This is a genomic window from Pseudomonas cichorii, from assembly GCF_003700275.1.
GTDB lineage: Bacteria > Pseudomonadota > Gammaproteobacteria > Pseudomonadales > Pseudomonadaceae > Aquipseudomonas > Aquipseudomonas cichorii_B.
Window position 1 is genome coordinate 198,192 of sequence record NZ_RBRE01000042.1, and the last position, 15,602, is coordinate 213,793.

12 protein-coding genes are annotated in these 15,602 nt (G+C 59.5%); 6 read left to right on the forward strand and 6 right to left on the reverse strand.

The window, feature by feature from the left end; all coding sequences use genetic code 11:
• The first annotated feature begins 113 nt into the window (after positions 1-113).
• The 3 genes from aceF (at position 114) to msrA (ending at position 5,477) form a co-directional block, all read left to right on the forward strand.
• The gene (gene aceF / locus ALQ04_RS12380) at positions 114-1,751 is read left to right on the forward strand and encodes a dihydrolipoyllysine-residue acetyltransferase (RefSeq protein ID WP_122316048.1); all 1,638 of its coding nucleotides are present in this window, start codon (positions 114-116) and stop codon (positions 1,749-1,751) included.
• Positions 1,752-2,046: 295 nt separating this feature from the next.
• Positions 2,047-4,740: an EAL domain-containing protein gene (locus ALQ04_RS12385; RefSeq protein ID WP_122316049.1), complete on the forward strand. Its 2,694-nt coding sequence runs from the start codon at positions 2,047-2,049 to the stop codon at positions 4,738-4,740.
• An 89-nt stretch (positions 4,741-4,829) separates the two neighbouring features.
• On the forward strand, positions 4,830-5,477 hold the full coding sequence (gene msrA / locus ALQ04_RS12390; protein ID WP_122316050.1) for a peptide-methionine (S)-S-oxide reductase MsrA: 648 nt from the start codon (positions 4,830-4,832) through the stop codon (positions 5,475-5,477).
• 54 nt (positions 5,478-5,531) lie between these two features.
• Here the strand turns inward: msrA and ALQ04_RS12395 are convergent, their stop codons facing one another.
• Together ALQ04_RS12395 and ALQ04_RS12400 are read right to left on the reverse strand one after the other, a co-directional pair.
• The gene (locus tag ALQ04_RS12395) at positions 5,532-6,368 is read right to left on the reverse strand and encodes a 23S rRNA (adenine(2030)-N(6))-methyltransferase RlmJ (protein WP_122316051.1); all 837 of its coding nucleotides are present in this window, start codon (positions 6,366-6,368) and stop codon (positions 5,532-5,534) included.
• A gap of 171 nt (positions 6,369-6,539) precedes the next feature.
• The gene (locus ALQ04_RS12400) at positions 6,540-7,508 is read right to left on the reverse strand and encodes a WD40 repeat domain-containing protein (RefSeq protein ID WP_147466591.1); all 969 of its coding nucleotides are present in this window, start codon (positions 7,506-7,508) and stop codon (positions 6,540-6,542) included.
• Positions 7,509-7,861: 353 nt separating this feature from the next.
• On the opposite strand from ALQ04_RS12400, the gene ALQ04_RS12405 reads away from it, so the two are divergent.
• Positions 7,862-8,122, forward strand: a complete 261-nt coding sequence (locus ALQ04_RS12405) for a hypothetical protein (RefSeq protein ID WP_122316053.1) — start codon at positions 7,862-7,864, stop codon at positions 8,120-8,122.
• A gap of 44 nt (positions 8,123-8,166) precedes the next feature.
• On the opposite strand, the gene gbcB is transcribed toward ALQ04_RS12405, so the two are convergent.
• The gene (gene gbcB / locus ALQ04_RS12410) at positions 8,167-9,267 is read right to left on the reverse strand and encodes a glycine-betaine demethylase subunit GbcB (RefSeq protein WP_122316054.1); all 1,101 of its coding nucleotides are present in this window, start codon (positions 9,265-9,267) and stop codon (positions 8,167-8,169) included.
• Between the two features lie 322 nt (positions 9,268-9,589).
• Between gbcB and gbcA the strand changes: the two genes are divergently transcribed.
• Entirely contained in the window at positions 9,590-10,879 is a 1,290-nt protein-coding gene (gene gbcA, locus ALQ04_RS12420; protein ID WP_122316055.1) for a glycine-betaine demethylase subunit GbcA, read from the forward strand.
• A gap of 275 nt (positions 10,880-11,154) precedes the next feature.
• Entirely contained in the window at positions 11,155-11,463 is a 309-nt protein-coding gene (locus ALQ04_RS26750; RefSeq protein WP_147466592.1) for a hypothetical protein, read from the forward strand.
• Positions 11,464-11,566: 103 nt separating this feature from the next.
• Here the strand turns inward: ALQ04_RS26750 and ALQ04_RS12425 are convergent, their stop codons facing one another.
• Genes ALQ04_RS12425 through dgcB form a run of 3 tightly spaced genes read right to left on the reverse strand, consistent with a single transcriptional unit; the run spans position 11,567 to position 15,559 of the window.
• Positions 11,567-12,388 carry an electron transfer flavoprotein subunit beta gene (locus ALQ04_RS12425; RefSeq protein ID WP_122316056.1) on the reverse strand — a complete coding sequence of 274 codons (822 nt, stop codon included), beginning with the start codon at positions 12,386-12,388 and terminating at the stop codon, positions 11,567-11,569.
• Positions 12,378-13,598 (reverse strand): electron transfer flavoprotein subunit alpha/FixB family protein, encoded by a 1,221-nt coding sequence (locus ALQ04_RS12430; protein ID WP_122316057.1) that lies wholly within the window; start codon positions 13,596-13,598, stop codon positions 12,378-12,380. Before ALQ04_RS12430 ends, ALQ04_RS12425 begins: the two co-directional genes overlap by 11 nt.
• Positions 13,598-15,559, reverse strand: coding sequence for a dimethylglycine demethylation protein DgcB (dgcB, locus tag ALQ04_RS12435; RefSeq protein ID WP_122316058.1), 1,962 nt, complete (start codon positions 15,557-15,559; stop codon positions 13,598-13,600). Before dgcB ends, ALQ04_RS12430 begins: the two co-directional genes overlap by 1 nt.
• Between the last annotated feature and the right edge of the window lie 43 nt (positions 15,560-15,602).

A 15,602-nucleotide genomic window follows, 5' to 3' on the forward strand; every position in this document is an offset into this window, starting at 1 on the left:
TGAAACAGCCGAGGATGCGGAATTTACATCTGTAAATGAGCATCCAACGCTGTTTCGTTGCAACTGGATACGGCGCCATCGAGAATGAACAGGTTCTGCGAAGGAGATACATTGTGAGTGAGTTAATTCGCGTACCCGACATCGGCAACGGTGAAGGTGAAGTCATTGAGTTGCTGGTCAAGGCCGGTGATCGCATCGAAGCCGACCAGAGCATCCTGACGCTTGAGTCCGACAAGGCGAGCATGGAAATCCCTGCTCCCAAGGCCGGCGTCATCAAGGTCATGAAGGTCAAGCTGGGCGACCGCCTGAAAGAAGGCGACGAGCTGTTTGAACTGGAAGTTGAAGGCGAAGCAACTGCCCCGGCGGCTCCTGCTGCCGAAGCGGCACCGGCGCCAGCTGCCGAGAAGCCGGCTGCTGAAGCTCCTGCGGCGGCGCCTGCACCTGCTGCAGCCGCTACCGTTCAGGACATCCACGTTCCTGATATCGGTTCGTCGGGCAAGGCCAAGATCATCGAAGTCCTGGTCAAGCCGGGCGACAGCATCCAGGCCGATCAATCGCTGATCACCCTGGAATCCGACAAGGCCAGCATGGAGATCCCGTCTCCAGCCGCCGGCGTGGTCGAGAGCGTTGAAGTCAAGCTGGAACAGGAAGTCGGTACTGGCGACCTGATTCTCAAACTGAAGATCGCAGGCGCTGCACCTGCTGCTCCAGCTCAGGCTGCCAGCGCTCCAGCCGCAGCTCCGGCCAAGGCTGAAGCTGCACCTGCACCGGCTGCCGCACCTGCTGCGAAAACAGAGGCTGCTCCGGCTCCGGCTCCGGCCCCAGCGCCAGGCGGTGCCAAGGTTCACGCAGGCCCGGCGGTTCGTCAGTTGGCTCGCGAGTTCGGCGTCGAGTTGAACGCTGTCAGCGCCACCGGCCCACACGGCCGTGTGCTGAAAGAAGACGTACAGGTTTACGTCAAGGCCATGATGCAGAAGGCCAAGGAAGCTCCAGCCGGCGGCGCAAGCGGCGGCATGGGCATCCAGCCGATTCCGGAAGTCGATTTCAGCCGTTTCGGCGAAATCGAAGAAGTGCCGATGACCCGCCTGATGCAACTGGGCGCTACCGGCCTGCATCGCAGCTGGCTGAACATCCCGCACGTCACGCAATTCGACCAGGCCGACATCACCGACCTGGAAGCTTTCCGTGTTGCGCAGAAAGCCGCAGCCGAGAAGGCTGGCGTCAAGCTGACCGTGCTGCCACTGCTGCTCAAGTCCATCGCGCACCTGCTCAAGGAGCTGCCGGACTTCAACGCTTCGCTGGCACCAAGCGGCAAGGCCGTGATCCGCAAGAAGTACGTGCACATCGGCTTCGCCGTGGACACTCCGGACGGCCTGCTGGTCCCGGTAATCCGCAACGTCGATCAGAAAAACCTGCTGCAACTGGCAGCCGAAGCAGCCGAACTGGCTGAAAAGGCGCGCAACAAGAAGCTGACCGCGAACGACATGCAAGGCGCATGCTTCACGATCTCCAGCCTCGGTCACATCGGCGGCACCGGCTTCACGCCGATCGTCAATGCACCGGAAGTGGCGATCCTCGGCGTTTCCAAGGCAACCATCCAGCCAGTCTGGGACGGCAAAGCCTTCCAGCCGAAACTGATGCTGCCACTGTCGCTGTCCTACGATCACCGTGTGATCAATGGTGCAGCAGCAGCACGCTTCACCAAACGCTTGAGCGAATTGCTGGCGGATATCCGCACGATTCTGCTGTAAGCCCGGACAGGCCCGCCGCTGGCGGGCCTTGCCATGTGTTTCCGAGCTGCCACGCTCGAACCTCAACCCCGCCTTCAAGCGGGGCTTTTTTTTGCCCGGACCTTCTGGCTGCACACTGAATTTTTGCCAACCGACCAATTGCATTACAGAGCCCGGACAACCGGCCGATATTTATAGCACTAAGCCACCGCGTTCTCTTGTAAGCCCGAGCTGCATGATGCAACCTTGCCATACGCGAAAGTAATATGGGCCCTATGCCCCCACCGCGATCAGTATTCCGGAAGCGAGTTTGTTCATGAAAAGCCAAACCGATGCTGCCGGCAGAACGGCAGCCGAGGTAGTAACGCAATTGCCAGTGCCTTCGCGCCTGGGCATGCTGCGTTTCGAGCGGCTTAATGAAGCCAATTGGGCGCTGTTGTTTCTCGATCCTAACTGCGAAAAACAGTTCGGCCTGCCTGCCGTGGAACTCTGCGCCCTGATCGGTTCGCCCTACGCCAGCCTGATGGAGCCGGAGGCACGCTATCAACTGCATGACGAGATCCAGCTACAACTGGCATCCGCTCCGTATTATCTGGTCCGCTATACCCTGCACACCCCCAAAGGCCCGTTAGGCCTTCTGGAACTCGGCGAAGCCTACAAGCAACACAATCGTCATCTGCTGCGCGGCTATTTCCTGGTCGTCGAAGGCCTGCTTGACGATAGCGAACAGACCTTCGGCCCGGATCTGGAAACCCAGAACTCACGCCTGCAGATCGCTCTGGAACTCAACCAGCGGGCACAACGTGACCAACTCGCGCACCTGGAGCGGGTCCGCGCCCAGCAGGAACTGATCCTGCTGCTGACCCGGCATCGCTACAGCACCGCCAACTCGGTCCTCGAAGCCGCAGAGCTGATCACCAAGAGCGCCTGCGATATCTATGATGTCGACCGGGTCGGCATCTGGAGCCTGCATAATCAGCGACTGGAGTCGATTGCCGACTATCACCGGCAAAGCTGCGACTATCAGGTGCGCAAGCCCCTGGACATCAGCCACTACCCGAATTACCTGGAAGCCTTGCATAACAGCCGGGCTATCGATGTCAGTAACGTCCAGAACGACCCGCGTACCCGCGAGATCGCCGAAACCCTCCTGCCGCAGGGCGTCAATGCAATCCTCGACGCCAGTATCCGCATCGACGGCCAGGTGGTCGGCGTACTGTGCCTGGAGCAGAGCGGTTCGACACGCGAGTGGCAGCCCGACGAGATCACCTTCGCCGGAGAACTGGCCGACCAGTTCGCGCAAGTCATCAACAACCACAGCCGACGGGCCGCGACCAACGCGCTGTACCTGTTCCAGCGTGCTGTCGAGCAAAGCGCCAACGCCTTCCTGCTGGTCAACTGCGACGGCGTGGTCGAATACGTCAACCCGAGCTTCACCGCCATCACCCAGTACAGCTCCGAAGAAGTCCACGGCCACAAGCTGTCGGAACTGCCGGCGCTGGAAAACCTCAGTGCCTTGCTGCTCGACGCCAACTCCAGCCTGACCAACAGCAATAGCTGGCAAGGCGAGTTCAAGAGCCGGCGCAAGAACCTGGAACCCTACTGGGGCCAGTTGTCGATTTCCAAGGTCTATGGCGACAACCGCGAACTGACCCATTACATCGGCATTTACGAAGACATCACCCAGAGCAAGCTCGCGCAGCAGCGCATCGAGCGCCTGGCGTATACCGACAACCTGACCAACCTGGGCAACCGGCCAGCCTTCATTCGCAACCTGGACGAGCGCTTTGCCCGTGACAGCGACACGCCCATGAGCCTGTTGCTGGTGGATATCGACAACTTCAAGCGGATCAACGACAGCCTCGGCCACCAGACCGGCGACAAGCTGCTGATCAGCCTGGCCCGGCGCCTGCGCAATACCTTGAGCCCGTCCGACATACTGGCGCGCTTTGCCAGTAACGAATTTGCCGTCCTGCTCGACCAGACCGGGCCGGAGGCCGGGCAAAACGTGGCCAGTCAGGTACTGGCGACGCTGGACAAGCCGATGTTCGTCGACAACCAGCTCATCAGCGTCACCGGCTCCGTAGGCCTGGCCTGTGCGCCGCTGCATGGCCGCGACCCGCAGACCCTGATGAAAAACGCCGGTCTGGCGCTGCACAAGGCCAAGGCCAACGGCAAGCATCAGGTCCAGGTGTTTACCGAAGCGCTCAATGCCGAAGCCAGCTACAAGCTGTTCGTCGAGAACAACCTGCGCCGGGCCCTGACCCAGAACGAACTTGAAGTCTTCTATCAACCCAAGCTATGCCTGCTCACCGGGCGCCTGCTGGGCATGGAAGCACTGCTGCGCTGGAATCATCCGGAAAAGGGCATGATCCGGCCGGATCAGTTCATCAGCGTGGCCGAGGAAACCGGCCTGATCATCCCGATTGGCAAATGGGTAGCCCGCGAGTCCTGCCGCATGAGCAAGGCACTGACCGCTGCCGGGTTCGGCAAGCTGCAGGTGGCGATCAACGTCTCGCCCAAGCAGTTCTCCGACCCGGACCTGGTGTCTTCGATTGCCTCGATCCTCGAAGAAGAAGCGCTCGATGCCTCGCTTCTGGAGCTGGAGCTGACCGAAGGCCTGCTGCTGGAAGCCACCGAAGACACCCGCCAGCAACTCGATTCGTTGAAGAAGCTCGGACTGTCGCTGGCAATGGATGACTTCGGCACCGGCTATTCGTCATTCAGCTATCTGAAGAAATTCCCCATCGACGTGATCAAGATCGATCGCAGCTTTATCCGCGACATTCCGGATAACGAGGACGACATGGAGATCACTTCGGCAGTGATTGCCATGGCCCATAACCTCAAGCTCAAGGTCGTGGCCGAAGGTATAGAAACCGCGGCTCAACTGGCATTCCTGCGCCGTCATCGCTGCGACGTGGGCCAGGGTTATCTGTTCGACAAGCCGATCCCCGGCGAAGAACTGATCGAAAAACTGCAACGCTATCCGCGCCTACCGTCGGCCTGACCCCCCTTCCCTGTGCACCGGACTCTCGGGCACACTGTCAGACTGTTTATCCCTCCAATCTGTTTTCACTTATCGAGAGGATATGGTTCATGGCTCTTCGCTCGGAAATTCTAGTGAACAAAAATGTACTCCCTACCGCCCAGCAGGCACTGCCGGGTCGTGAAACGCCTATCGCTGTCCCGGAACAGCATTTCGTCAACGGCAACCCGTTGCTGGGTCCGTTCTCGGGCACGGTCGAATTCGCGATCTTCGGCATGGGCTGCTTCTGGGGCGCCGAACGCCGCCTGTGGCAACAGCCTGGCGTAGTCAGCACCGCTGTGGGCTATGCCGGCGGCCTGACGCCAAACCCGACGTATGAAGAAGTCTGCTCGGGCCTGACCGGCCACAGCGAAGTGGTTCTGGTGGTGTATGAGCCAGAGCAGATCAGCTACGAAGCACTGCTCAAGATCTTCTGGGAAGCGCACAACCCGACTCAGGGCATGCGCCAGGGCAACGACATCGGTACTCAGTACCGCTCGGTGATCTACTGCACCAAACCTGAACAGCTCGACGCGGCCAAGGCCAGCGAACAGGCGTTCCAGGCCGAATTGCAAAAGGCCGGGCTGGGCGAGATCACCACCGAGATCGACCAGGCACCCACCTTCTATTACGCCGAAGCGTACCACCAGCAATACCTGGCGAAGAATCCGCAGGGTTATTGCGGGCTGGGCGGAACCGGGGTTTGTTTGCCGGCTTGAAGCTTCGCGAATGAATTCGCTCCTGCCGCAGGAGCGAACTCACTCGCGAAAGGGCTATTCCGCAATCAGCCAGTCCATCTTCCAGCCACCCTGGGTCTGTCCCAGTTTGCTGGCCAGATAAGGCATCAGTTCGCGCAGTTCTTCTTCCAGGCCCCAGGGCGGGTTGGCGATGGCCAGACCCGAGCCGTTGAGGCTGGCGGGCGTGTCGAGAGGATGAACATACAACTCGACGCGCAATAGCTTCGGTGCGCCGGTTTCGGCCAGGTCCTGATAGAAACGCTTGAGCTGGCGCTGGTCCTTGACCGGATACCAGATGGCGGCCACGGTCTGGCGCATGCGGCTGATGGCTTCCTTGAGCGCGACGGCGCAGCGCTTCATTTCATCGAGCTGCTCGAACGGTGGGTCGATCAGCATCACCGCACGCTTCTCGGCAACCGGCAGCAAGGCGCGTGGCACATGCCAGCCTTCGCCCAGATGCACGGCCACCCGACGGTCACCCTTCATGTTCTCCTTGAGCAACTGCCCGTCTTCGGGATGCTTCTCGTTGAGCAGCACCCGCTCACGCTCGCGGGTCAGGCGCCGGGCCAGCTCCGGTGAACCCGGGTAATAGCGCAGTTCGCCATCGGGGTTCATGTCGTGCAGCACTTGCAGGTAATCGGCGGCCAGTGCCGGCAGATCCGGTGCATTCCACAGACGTCCGATACCTTCCAGCCACTCACCGGTACGGGTGGCCTGATCGCCCTTGAGGTCGTAGAGCCCCAACCCGGCGTGGGTGTCGAGGTAGGCGAAAGGTTGCTCCTTGCGCGCCATGAGGGCGATCAAGCGAGTCAGGGTCAGGTGTTTGAACACATCGGCATGGTTGCCGGCGTGGAAGGCGTGACGGTAATTCATGGCAGCTCCTGGCAGGCTGCGCAGTTTAGCAAAACTCGGCCGGGAACAAGACAGTAGCGTGCAGGAAGCAGGTGACAGAAAGGAGAAATTCGCGGGTTCGATAACGAAGGGTGAATGACTTTAATCACCCTTCCTGTAGGTCGCGCTTTACAGAATCACGGACGGATCGCACTACAAGGCATAAACGGAAATCCACTTCCTGTCCGGATGGGTGGTATAGAGACGAGTACCGTCGCGGCTCAACACTGCTCCGCCTACAGAGTGAAAGAAATCAATGCGTGTCGCGATCCTTTTATCGGTATCGATTCTATACAAATCAAAATTGCAGGAATGAATGGCGTATACATATTTATCGTCCGGCGTAACACCAATGATATTGACCGGATAGCCCCTTGAACCGAACTCCAGCGTATACAGAATCCTGCGCGTTACTGTATCGGCAACGAACATTTCATCGAAGCCGCCTACATACAACTGACTACCGTCCGGACTGACCGTCATGGAGCAGGGATTCCTGAAGCCGGGAATATCCACTTGCGAATAATCCCGCGTATCGATCATGGCCACTGCGCTGTCAGGATCATCGGCAAGTTCCAGCGCATAGATATGATTACCGTCCGGACTGACGGCCATGACCAGTGCGGCATTCGACATTCTGCCCAGGTCAAAATCACTCTCGGCATTGTAGTCATCCGCATCGATCATGCGGATAAGCCCACCGGGCGCATAGCGGAAACTCAGGCAGATAAAGCGCCCGTCCGGACTGGCCGCGATCTTGTCGACGCCTTCCGAATCAAGGATCGCGACAAGCGCATTACGCCGGACATCAATGACGGAACACTCATTTTCCCCCGCCACATATAACCTGCGCCCATCCGGGCTGACCGCCACATTTCCCACGCAGCCCCTCTGCAGGGTGGAGACCACTTCTCGACTTTCGATATTGATGAAACTGACCCGGCTGCCATCTTCATGCGAGACAAAAAGCATATCGTTGTCCGGGCTTACATCGATTTCTTTCGGTGCAAAACTCAGGGCAATACTGGCAAGGAGTCTTGCCTCATGGGGAGATGATGCCGGGAAGGGAAAAGCTGAACCCTGTTTTGAAAAAGCGGAGCTGGATAATATTTTTCTTTGCATTTAACCCACCAATCCCTTGGCCTTTCGAGACCATCAAACGAGAAAACAGGTGCTGCCTTTGAAACCTGAAGCATTAACCGATCAATAATGAGTTCCATCGGATGAGTCATTGCCAAAGTGCGTCCTCCTTATTTAGTCAGGCATAACAGGACATTATTGAATACCCATGTCGAATGATTGGGTACTGTCAGAAATGACAGATAAAACCGCAAAAGCCGACCGTTGATCGACTTTCCGCTGACTGAACCCGAGCGAAAACGACCTGTTCATAGGTAATCGAGCCAGACGGGGTTGCCGAGACAATGATGCTGCTACCAGAATCGGGGCCTTACCCGATCAAAGGAAGAAACGTCATGATGCATGCGGATTTGATTGATCAAGAAGATTTGCTGAGCCAGCTCAGGGCACTGGGGTTCGAGATGCCCAGTGGCGCAACCGCCGAACAGGCCTGTAGCCAGGCGGTATGTGGTTTGACCGAGGAGCGTGCCACGGCCTTGCGACGTCTGGTCGAGCAATTGTTGACCGGCAGGGCGACCATTCTGCCCGCAGTACGTCAGGCGATCGATCAACAACTGCTACCGGCACTGGCGACCTACAAGCAGAGTCACGGCTAAGCCTTGAAAGAAACCGGGCGCATGATCAATGCGCCCTTGCTCACTCAATACTCGATCCGCACATCGCCCTTGGGCACGCTGCAGCACGACAGGATGTAACCCTCTTCCACGTCCTCGTCGGTGATGCCACCGTTGTGCTCCATCTCCACTTCGCCGCTGAGCTTCATGACCTTGCAGGTCCCGCAGATGCCCATGCCGCAGGCCTTGGGAATCATCAGGCCAAGCTTGGAAGCAGCCGCATGGACGGTTTCACCCGGCGCGACCCGAATACTCTTGCCAGAGTCGGCGAACTCCACCTGATGCTGGTCCGCGACATCGATATCCGGTGCATCCGCTGCGATCTCGGCATGTTCCACCGCTTCGGCACGCACTTCGGGCGGCGTCGCACCAAAGGACTCTTCATGGTATTGCGCCATGTTGAAGCCGCTTTCCTGCAGCATGCGCTTGACCGCGCTCATGTACGGCGTCGGCCCGCAGCAGAAGACTTCGCGATCCTTGTAGTCCGGTGCCATCAATTCCAGCATGCGCTGGTTCAGATAGCCGCGGTAACCTGCCCATGGCTCGCCAAGGCCGTGCTTCTCGCAGATCAGGTGCAGGTTGAAGTTGTCGATCCGCGACGCCATGTGCTCCAGCTCGCGGTGATAGATGATGTCCTTGGGCGAACGGGCGCTGTGCACGAACACCATGTCGACATTGGCATTGGTGTCGTAGAACCAGCGGGCCATGGACATCACCGGAGTGATGCCCACGCCGCCGCTCAGATAGAGGATCTTCGGATTGGGGAAGTCGATGGCATTGAACAGCCCGACCGGCCCGTGCACCGCCAGCTCCTGGCCTTCGTGCAGCGTGTCGTGCAGGTGATTGGAAACCTTGCCTCCCGGCACGCGCTTGACGGTGATCGAAAAGCTGTACGGCACCGACGGCGAACTGGAGATGGTGTAGGAACGCATGATCGGCAGGCCGTCGATTTCCAGCTCCAGGGTCACGAACTGGCCGGGCTTGAAAAAGAACAGGATCGGCTGGTCGGCCATGAAGCAGAAGGTGCGCACGTCCCAGGTTTCCTGGATCACCTTGACGACCCGTACAAGATGGCGGCCATTAGCCCATGTCTGGGTGGTTACCGGGTTGAGAAAGCTTTGGGACATACTTGTTCTCCATGGTCGACTGTCGACCTTTTATGTTGCGGATTCTGCGTAACGCGCAGAGCGACCACTTACCTATCAACGACATTCACGTACTTACGGCGACCAGCCCCTAAAAGCCGTGGGTTACCTAGTCGGGAACGGATTCGGCCATGTCGCCCATGGATAAGGTTCCGTCCGCGCCCAGCTCCACACTCGCCCCTAAATCGCTACGAACCGATTCACGGCATTGCGACCCCTGATCGCCTTGCGTGCAGCGCTGCAAAGAACCGTATTAGCCACATTCGCAGGCCGCCATCGATGCGGTCATGAGGGAACTTGAAAAATGGACATCACCGCCACCCTGAGCCTGGGCGATCCGCTGGAACCTGCACGCAAGGCCACTGCCGGGATGCTGCAGAGTCGCGAGCGCACCTATTCGCTGCCGCAGCCTTTCTACAGTGATGAACGGCTGTTTGAAATCGACATGCAGGAAATCTTCCACAAGGAATGGCTGATTGCCGGTATGACCTGCGAAATCCCTACCAAGGGCAATTACCTGACGTTGCAGATCGGCAAGAACCCGATCCTCGTGGTGCGCGCCCCGGACGGCAGCGTAAATGCCTTTCACAACGTCTGCCGGCATCGTGGTTCGCGGCTGTGCACCGCCGAGAAGGGCAAGGTCGCCAAACTGGTCTGCCCTTATCACCAGTGGACCTACGAGCTGGACGGACGCCTGCTGTATGCCGGCACCGAGATGGGCGACGACTTCGACATGAAGAAATTCAGCCTCAAGCCGGTGCATGTGAAAACCGCAGGCGGCTATATCTTCATCAGCCTGGCGGAGAACCCGCCTGCAATCGACGAGTTCCTGGCCACACTCAAGCACTACATGGAACCCTACGACATGGAAAACACCAAGGTGGCGGTGCAGACCACCTTGATGGAAAAGGCCAACTGGAAACTGGTGCTCGAAAACAACCGCGAGTGCTACCACTGCAACGGTTCGCACCCGGAGTTGCTCAAGACCCTGCTGGAATGGGACGACGTGACCGATCCGCGTGCCGATCAGGCCTTCAAGGATCATGTGGCCGCGTCTGCCGCAGCCTGGGACGCCGAGAAGATTCCCTACGCTCACGCCAGCTTTGGCCTGCGCAACCGTATCGTGCGCATGCCGCTGCTCAAGGGCACCGTGTCCATGACCATGGACGGCCAGCCCGGCTGCAGGAAGCTCATGGGCCGCATCCAGAACCCGGACCTGGGCTCGATGCGCATCCTGCACCTGCCGCATTCATGGAACCACTGCATGGGCGATCACATCATCGTCTTCACGGTATGGCCGATCAGCGCCCAGGAAACCATGGTCACCACCAAGTGGATCGTGCACAAGGACGCGGTGGAAGGCGTCGATTACGACGTTGAACGCATGCGCCAGGTCTGGGACGCCACCAACGACCAGGACCGTCGCCTGGCCGAGGAAAACCAGCGCGGCATCAACTCCAGCGCCTACCAGCCCGGTCCGTACTCCAAGACCTATGAGTTCGGTGTGGTCAACTTCATCGACTGGTACAGCTCACGCATGCTGGCAAACCTGGGAGCCGAGCCTGCGCCGTATCTGAAGGGTGTAGCCGTGTAACACCTGGCAGGAGCGAATTCATTCGCGAATGAATTCGCTCCCCTGGACTGTACAAAAAACATACAGAGGCCTTACAGGCCAGGCCTGCCGGGGTGTAGCAGGGTCAACGAACAACTTATCCACAGAGCAACCCACAGCAATTGTGGGAAAGTCGGCTCCAGCGCTCCGAAAAAACCTGCCAAAACCGTGAGTTATCCAAAACGTCCACATTTGAATCATGCTGTACGTTTTTTGAACAACCCCTCGCACGCCTTGTATAACGTGGCTTGCCGTGGATGACGAACACCTTATCCACAGAAGCGCCAACAGACTTTGGGGGCAACTTTGCCTTTACTGGTTGCGCGCTGTGGAAAACCTCTCAGAGCAAGAGACAACAAGGCTTGCAGAGCGCTTTTATTCCGGCAAACGATCAATTGATCATTTTTTATACTAAAGCGTACAAACCACGTTTTATATGGGCTGCAAGAGGTCACGAACAACTTGTCCACAGAGAGGCCAACAGAGATTGTGGGCAATTACTACCTGGCAGAGAAAACAGTGAATTGTTTATCCACAAGAAAAAGTCAGGAAAAACCGCAACTTAGGTTGATCATTTTTCAACCAGACGTCTGTAAGCCACGTTTTACATGGCGTCCAGCAACCCGCGAACACCTTATCCACAGCCGGGCGCACAGGGAATGTGTGTAACTAGCGGATAACACCCTCTTCCACCAATAGTTTCAGGATAGCCGCTGCGCCCTCCTCCGGGCTGACGCCCTTGAGTACTTGCCCGGTACCGCCACTGGCCTTGGCGGTCGCTGCTTTCATGCGATCCGCTCCGCTCTTGGCCTTGATCACTTTCAGGCGCTTGGGACGCGGTCTGGCCGGCTGCAGAGCGTTGGCTGTGAGTAACTCATCTTCCACCAACTCAACCTGCTCAGCGCCCACAACGCCCCGCTGCGCCGGGCCATAGGCGCTCTGCCGGGGTTTGGGTGCGGCGTTATCCACAGTGGCGAGAAACGGCAGACGCACCTTCAGGCGCCGCCGCTGCCCCCGCGGCAAGGCTTGCAGAACAATGGCCACACCGTTATCCAGCGACTCGACCTGAGCCAGCCCCACCACCAGCGGCCAGCCAAGCCGTTCCGCCAGCAGGAACGGCAACATGCCTGAACCTTCCCCGGTTTCCGCCTGGCTGCCAGTGAGGACAATCTGCACCCCGGCATCGCGGATGTAATCGGTCAGCGCGGGCAACGCATCCGCGCCTTCCGGCTGCTCCAGCACTTGCAGCTCATCCAGGCCCATGCCCATATAGGCCCGCAATGCAGGCTCCCGGGCATTGCCGGCATGCAGCACCTGCAAGTTATCCCCAGCCAGTTGCAGGCCCAGTTCCACGGCCCGTGCATCCTGTTCGGCGCGGCGCGCACGTCCGGAGGTCGGATGGGCACCAATGGACACCAGGCTCATGACCTGCAGCGTGGGTTTATTCAATGCAACGTTATCCACAGAGGAGTTTGCTTGTTCAGGCCGCATCACGTTTTGCCCCGCTGCGATAAGCCTCGACCGCATCGATCAAGGCCTTGAGGATTTCTGCGCTGTCGCCGATCACCGACAGGTCGGCACGCTTGATCATGTCGCAGCCGGCATCCAGGTTGATCGCCAGCACCTTGTCGCAAGCACCGATGCCTTGCAGATGCTGGATCGCCCCGGAGATACCCACAGCCACATACACCCGCGCAGTGACCCAGGTTCCGCTGGCACCGACCTGACGATCCCGGCCCATGAAACCATCGTCCACCGCCACCCGCGATGCGCCTTCGGTCGCGCCCAGGGCCGCCGCCGTGCGGTGGAACAGCTCCCAATCCTTGACGCCATTACCGCCGGAGAAGATGAATTCCGCTTCGGCCATGGGGATAACTGCCGGATCGACCGCTACCGCGCCGAGGTCTTCGATGCGCGCCAGACTGCGCGCCACCGCTGTGGATAACTCCACAGGCAAGGCTTCGTGGCGCGTCTCGCTGACCGGTTCGGCACACTCGGCAGCCGCCAGAATCAGGCGCGCCAGTGGCCGGGCCAGATCCTCGCGTCCTGCGCCGGCGCGTCCGATGCACTGTTGATCCTTGACCTGCCAGACACGGGTCGCCGGGCGTTCACCGAGGCTGGCCGCAAAGCGTCGTCCCAACTCGGCACCGCCGCTGCGACTGTCCGGCAGCAACCAGTGGCGTGGGCTGAACTGGTTATCCACAGCCCGTAGCCCTTGAACCCGCTGCTCGGGTGAGTAACCGCTGAATTCCTCTCCATCAAGCACCAGCAGACGATCCACACCGGCGGTCTCGAAAGTGTTTTCCTTGTGCTCACCAAACACCACGGCCAGTACCGCGCCATCCGCGCCTGCCAGTTGCCGGGCCAGGCCGAGCAGATCTCGGTCGTGACTGCTCAAGCGGCCACCGACCATATCCGGCGCCACACTGATGTAAAAAGCCGGTTCAGGCACTTGATGCAGCGGCAGGCTGACTTCAGCACTCGCCGTACGCTTGACCGTTCCGCCCTGCTGCGCGCCGCTGCGGTCAATACGCTTGATGCCATTAGGGCCAATGAAACCAAGGCCATGCACGTTCTTGCGTAACAGGCCATTGGGTCCCATCCAGCTCGTTTGTGCAGGCTGCATGGCCGCATGCAAGGGATGCAGACGGTTACGGGCAATCCATTCGGCACGCGGGTCGCGGCGAATAATGTCGCTCATCAGTGCACCTCCGCGGGTTCACGTTTGGCAGACGCAGGCTTGCTGGCAGGCGGCTCTTCGATCAGGGCGTCGGCCACCAGTTCGGCAATGTCCTTGATCAGCGGTCGCGGTTCGACCACACCTTCGAGCATCGCCGTACATTGTGGACAACCCACGGCCACCAGTTCGGCACCAGTCTCGCGGATGTCCTCCATGCGCATATCGGGAATCCGTTGCTTGCCGGGAATGTCGGTGATGGGCGCACCGCCGCCGCCACCGCAGCAACGGGAGCGGAAGCCGGAGCGTTGCATTTCCCTGACCTCGATGCCCAGGGCACGCAACACCTCACGCGGCGCCTCATACTCGCCGTTGTAACGGCCCAGATAGCACGGATCGTGATAGGTCACGCTGGAGCCCTTGTGTTGCCAGAGCCTGAGCGAGCCGTTCTGAATCAGTTCGGCCATGTAAGTGCTGTGGTGCTGTACCAGATAATCGCCGCCAAAGGCGCCGTACTCGTTCTTCAGCACATGAAAGCTGTGCGGGTCGCAGGTGACGATACGCTTGAAGCGGTATTTGCCCAGGGTCTGGATATTGCGTCTGGCCAGCATCTGAAAGGTCGCCTCATCGCCCAGGCGGCGCGCCACATCACCGCTGTCACGTTCTTCAAGGCCCAGCACGGCAAAGTCGATCCCGGCAGCTTTCAGGACTTTGACGAATGCGCGCAGCGTGCGCTGGTTGCGCATATCGAAAGCACCATCGCCGACCCAGAACAGCACATCGGTACTCTGCTTCTCGCCAAGCAGGCTCAGGTTCAGGTCCGCCGCCCAGTTCATGCGTCCGCCAGGGGCGAAGCCGCCCGGGTTGTCGGTAGCGATCAGGTTATCCAGTACTTCGGCGCCCTTGTTCGGCGTCGCGCCCTTTTCCAGAGTCAGGTGACGGCGCATGTCGACGATGGCATCGACGTGCTCGATCATCATCGGGCACTCTTCCACGCAAGCGCGGCAGGTGGTGCAGGACCACAGGGTTTCGGCATCCACCAGACCATTGACGATGGGTTGATGCGGATGGCCGCCATGCTCGCCGAGGGGCTTGCCCTTGCCGTCGAGGGATGGATACGGACTGCCCGCAAATTGCGCATCGGTGCCGCCCGCCAGACCGACCACCATGTCCTGAATCAACTTCTTGGGATTCAACGGTTGCCCTGCGGCAAATGCCGGACAAGCCGCTTCGCATTTGCCGCACTGCACGCAGGCGTCGAAACCCAGCAGCTGGTTCCAGGTAAAGTCCTCGGGTTTTTCCACCCCCAGCGGCGCGCCCTTGTCAGTCAGGTCCAGCGGCTTCAGCCCGGTCGAACGACCACCGCCGAAACGCTCGGCACGCCGATGCCAGGCCAGGTGCAAGGCTCCGGCAAAGGCGTGCTTCATCGGTCCGCCCCAGGTCATGCCGAAAAACAGCTCGCTGACGCCCCACAACACACCTACAGCCAGGACTGCGGCCAGCAGCCAGCCACCGAAGCCTTCGGGAAGAATGCCCGCGACCGGCAAGGTCAGGACAAAGAAGCTCGCGGAAAACGCCAGCAGACTTTTCGGCAGGCGCATCCACGGCCCTTTGGACAGCCGCGACGGCGGGTTGAGACGGCGCCGAAACACGAAGATCGCGCCGACGAACATCACAGCACTCATCAGCAGCAGGGCGTAACCGAGAACCCGGTTATGCAGCCCAAAACCATGCACCAGAATCGCCAGCACAATCGACGCCACCGCCCCACCCGCCGTAGCCACGTGGGTATTGGCGATGTATTTGTCCCGTGCCACGACATGGTGCAGGTCGACCATATAACGCCTGGGCATGGCCAGCAGCCCGCCAAGCAGATCGACCTTCGAGGCACGCCCGTTGCGCCACAGTTTCACCCGCCGCACAGCACCGAGGAGCCCAAGGCCAAGGGCGGCGAACAGCAGGATGGGAAGAATAGTGTTCAGCATGGTGGCTGCGCTCCAGTTCCCGCAGGAGCGGACTTGTCCGCGA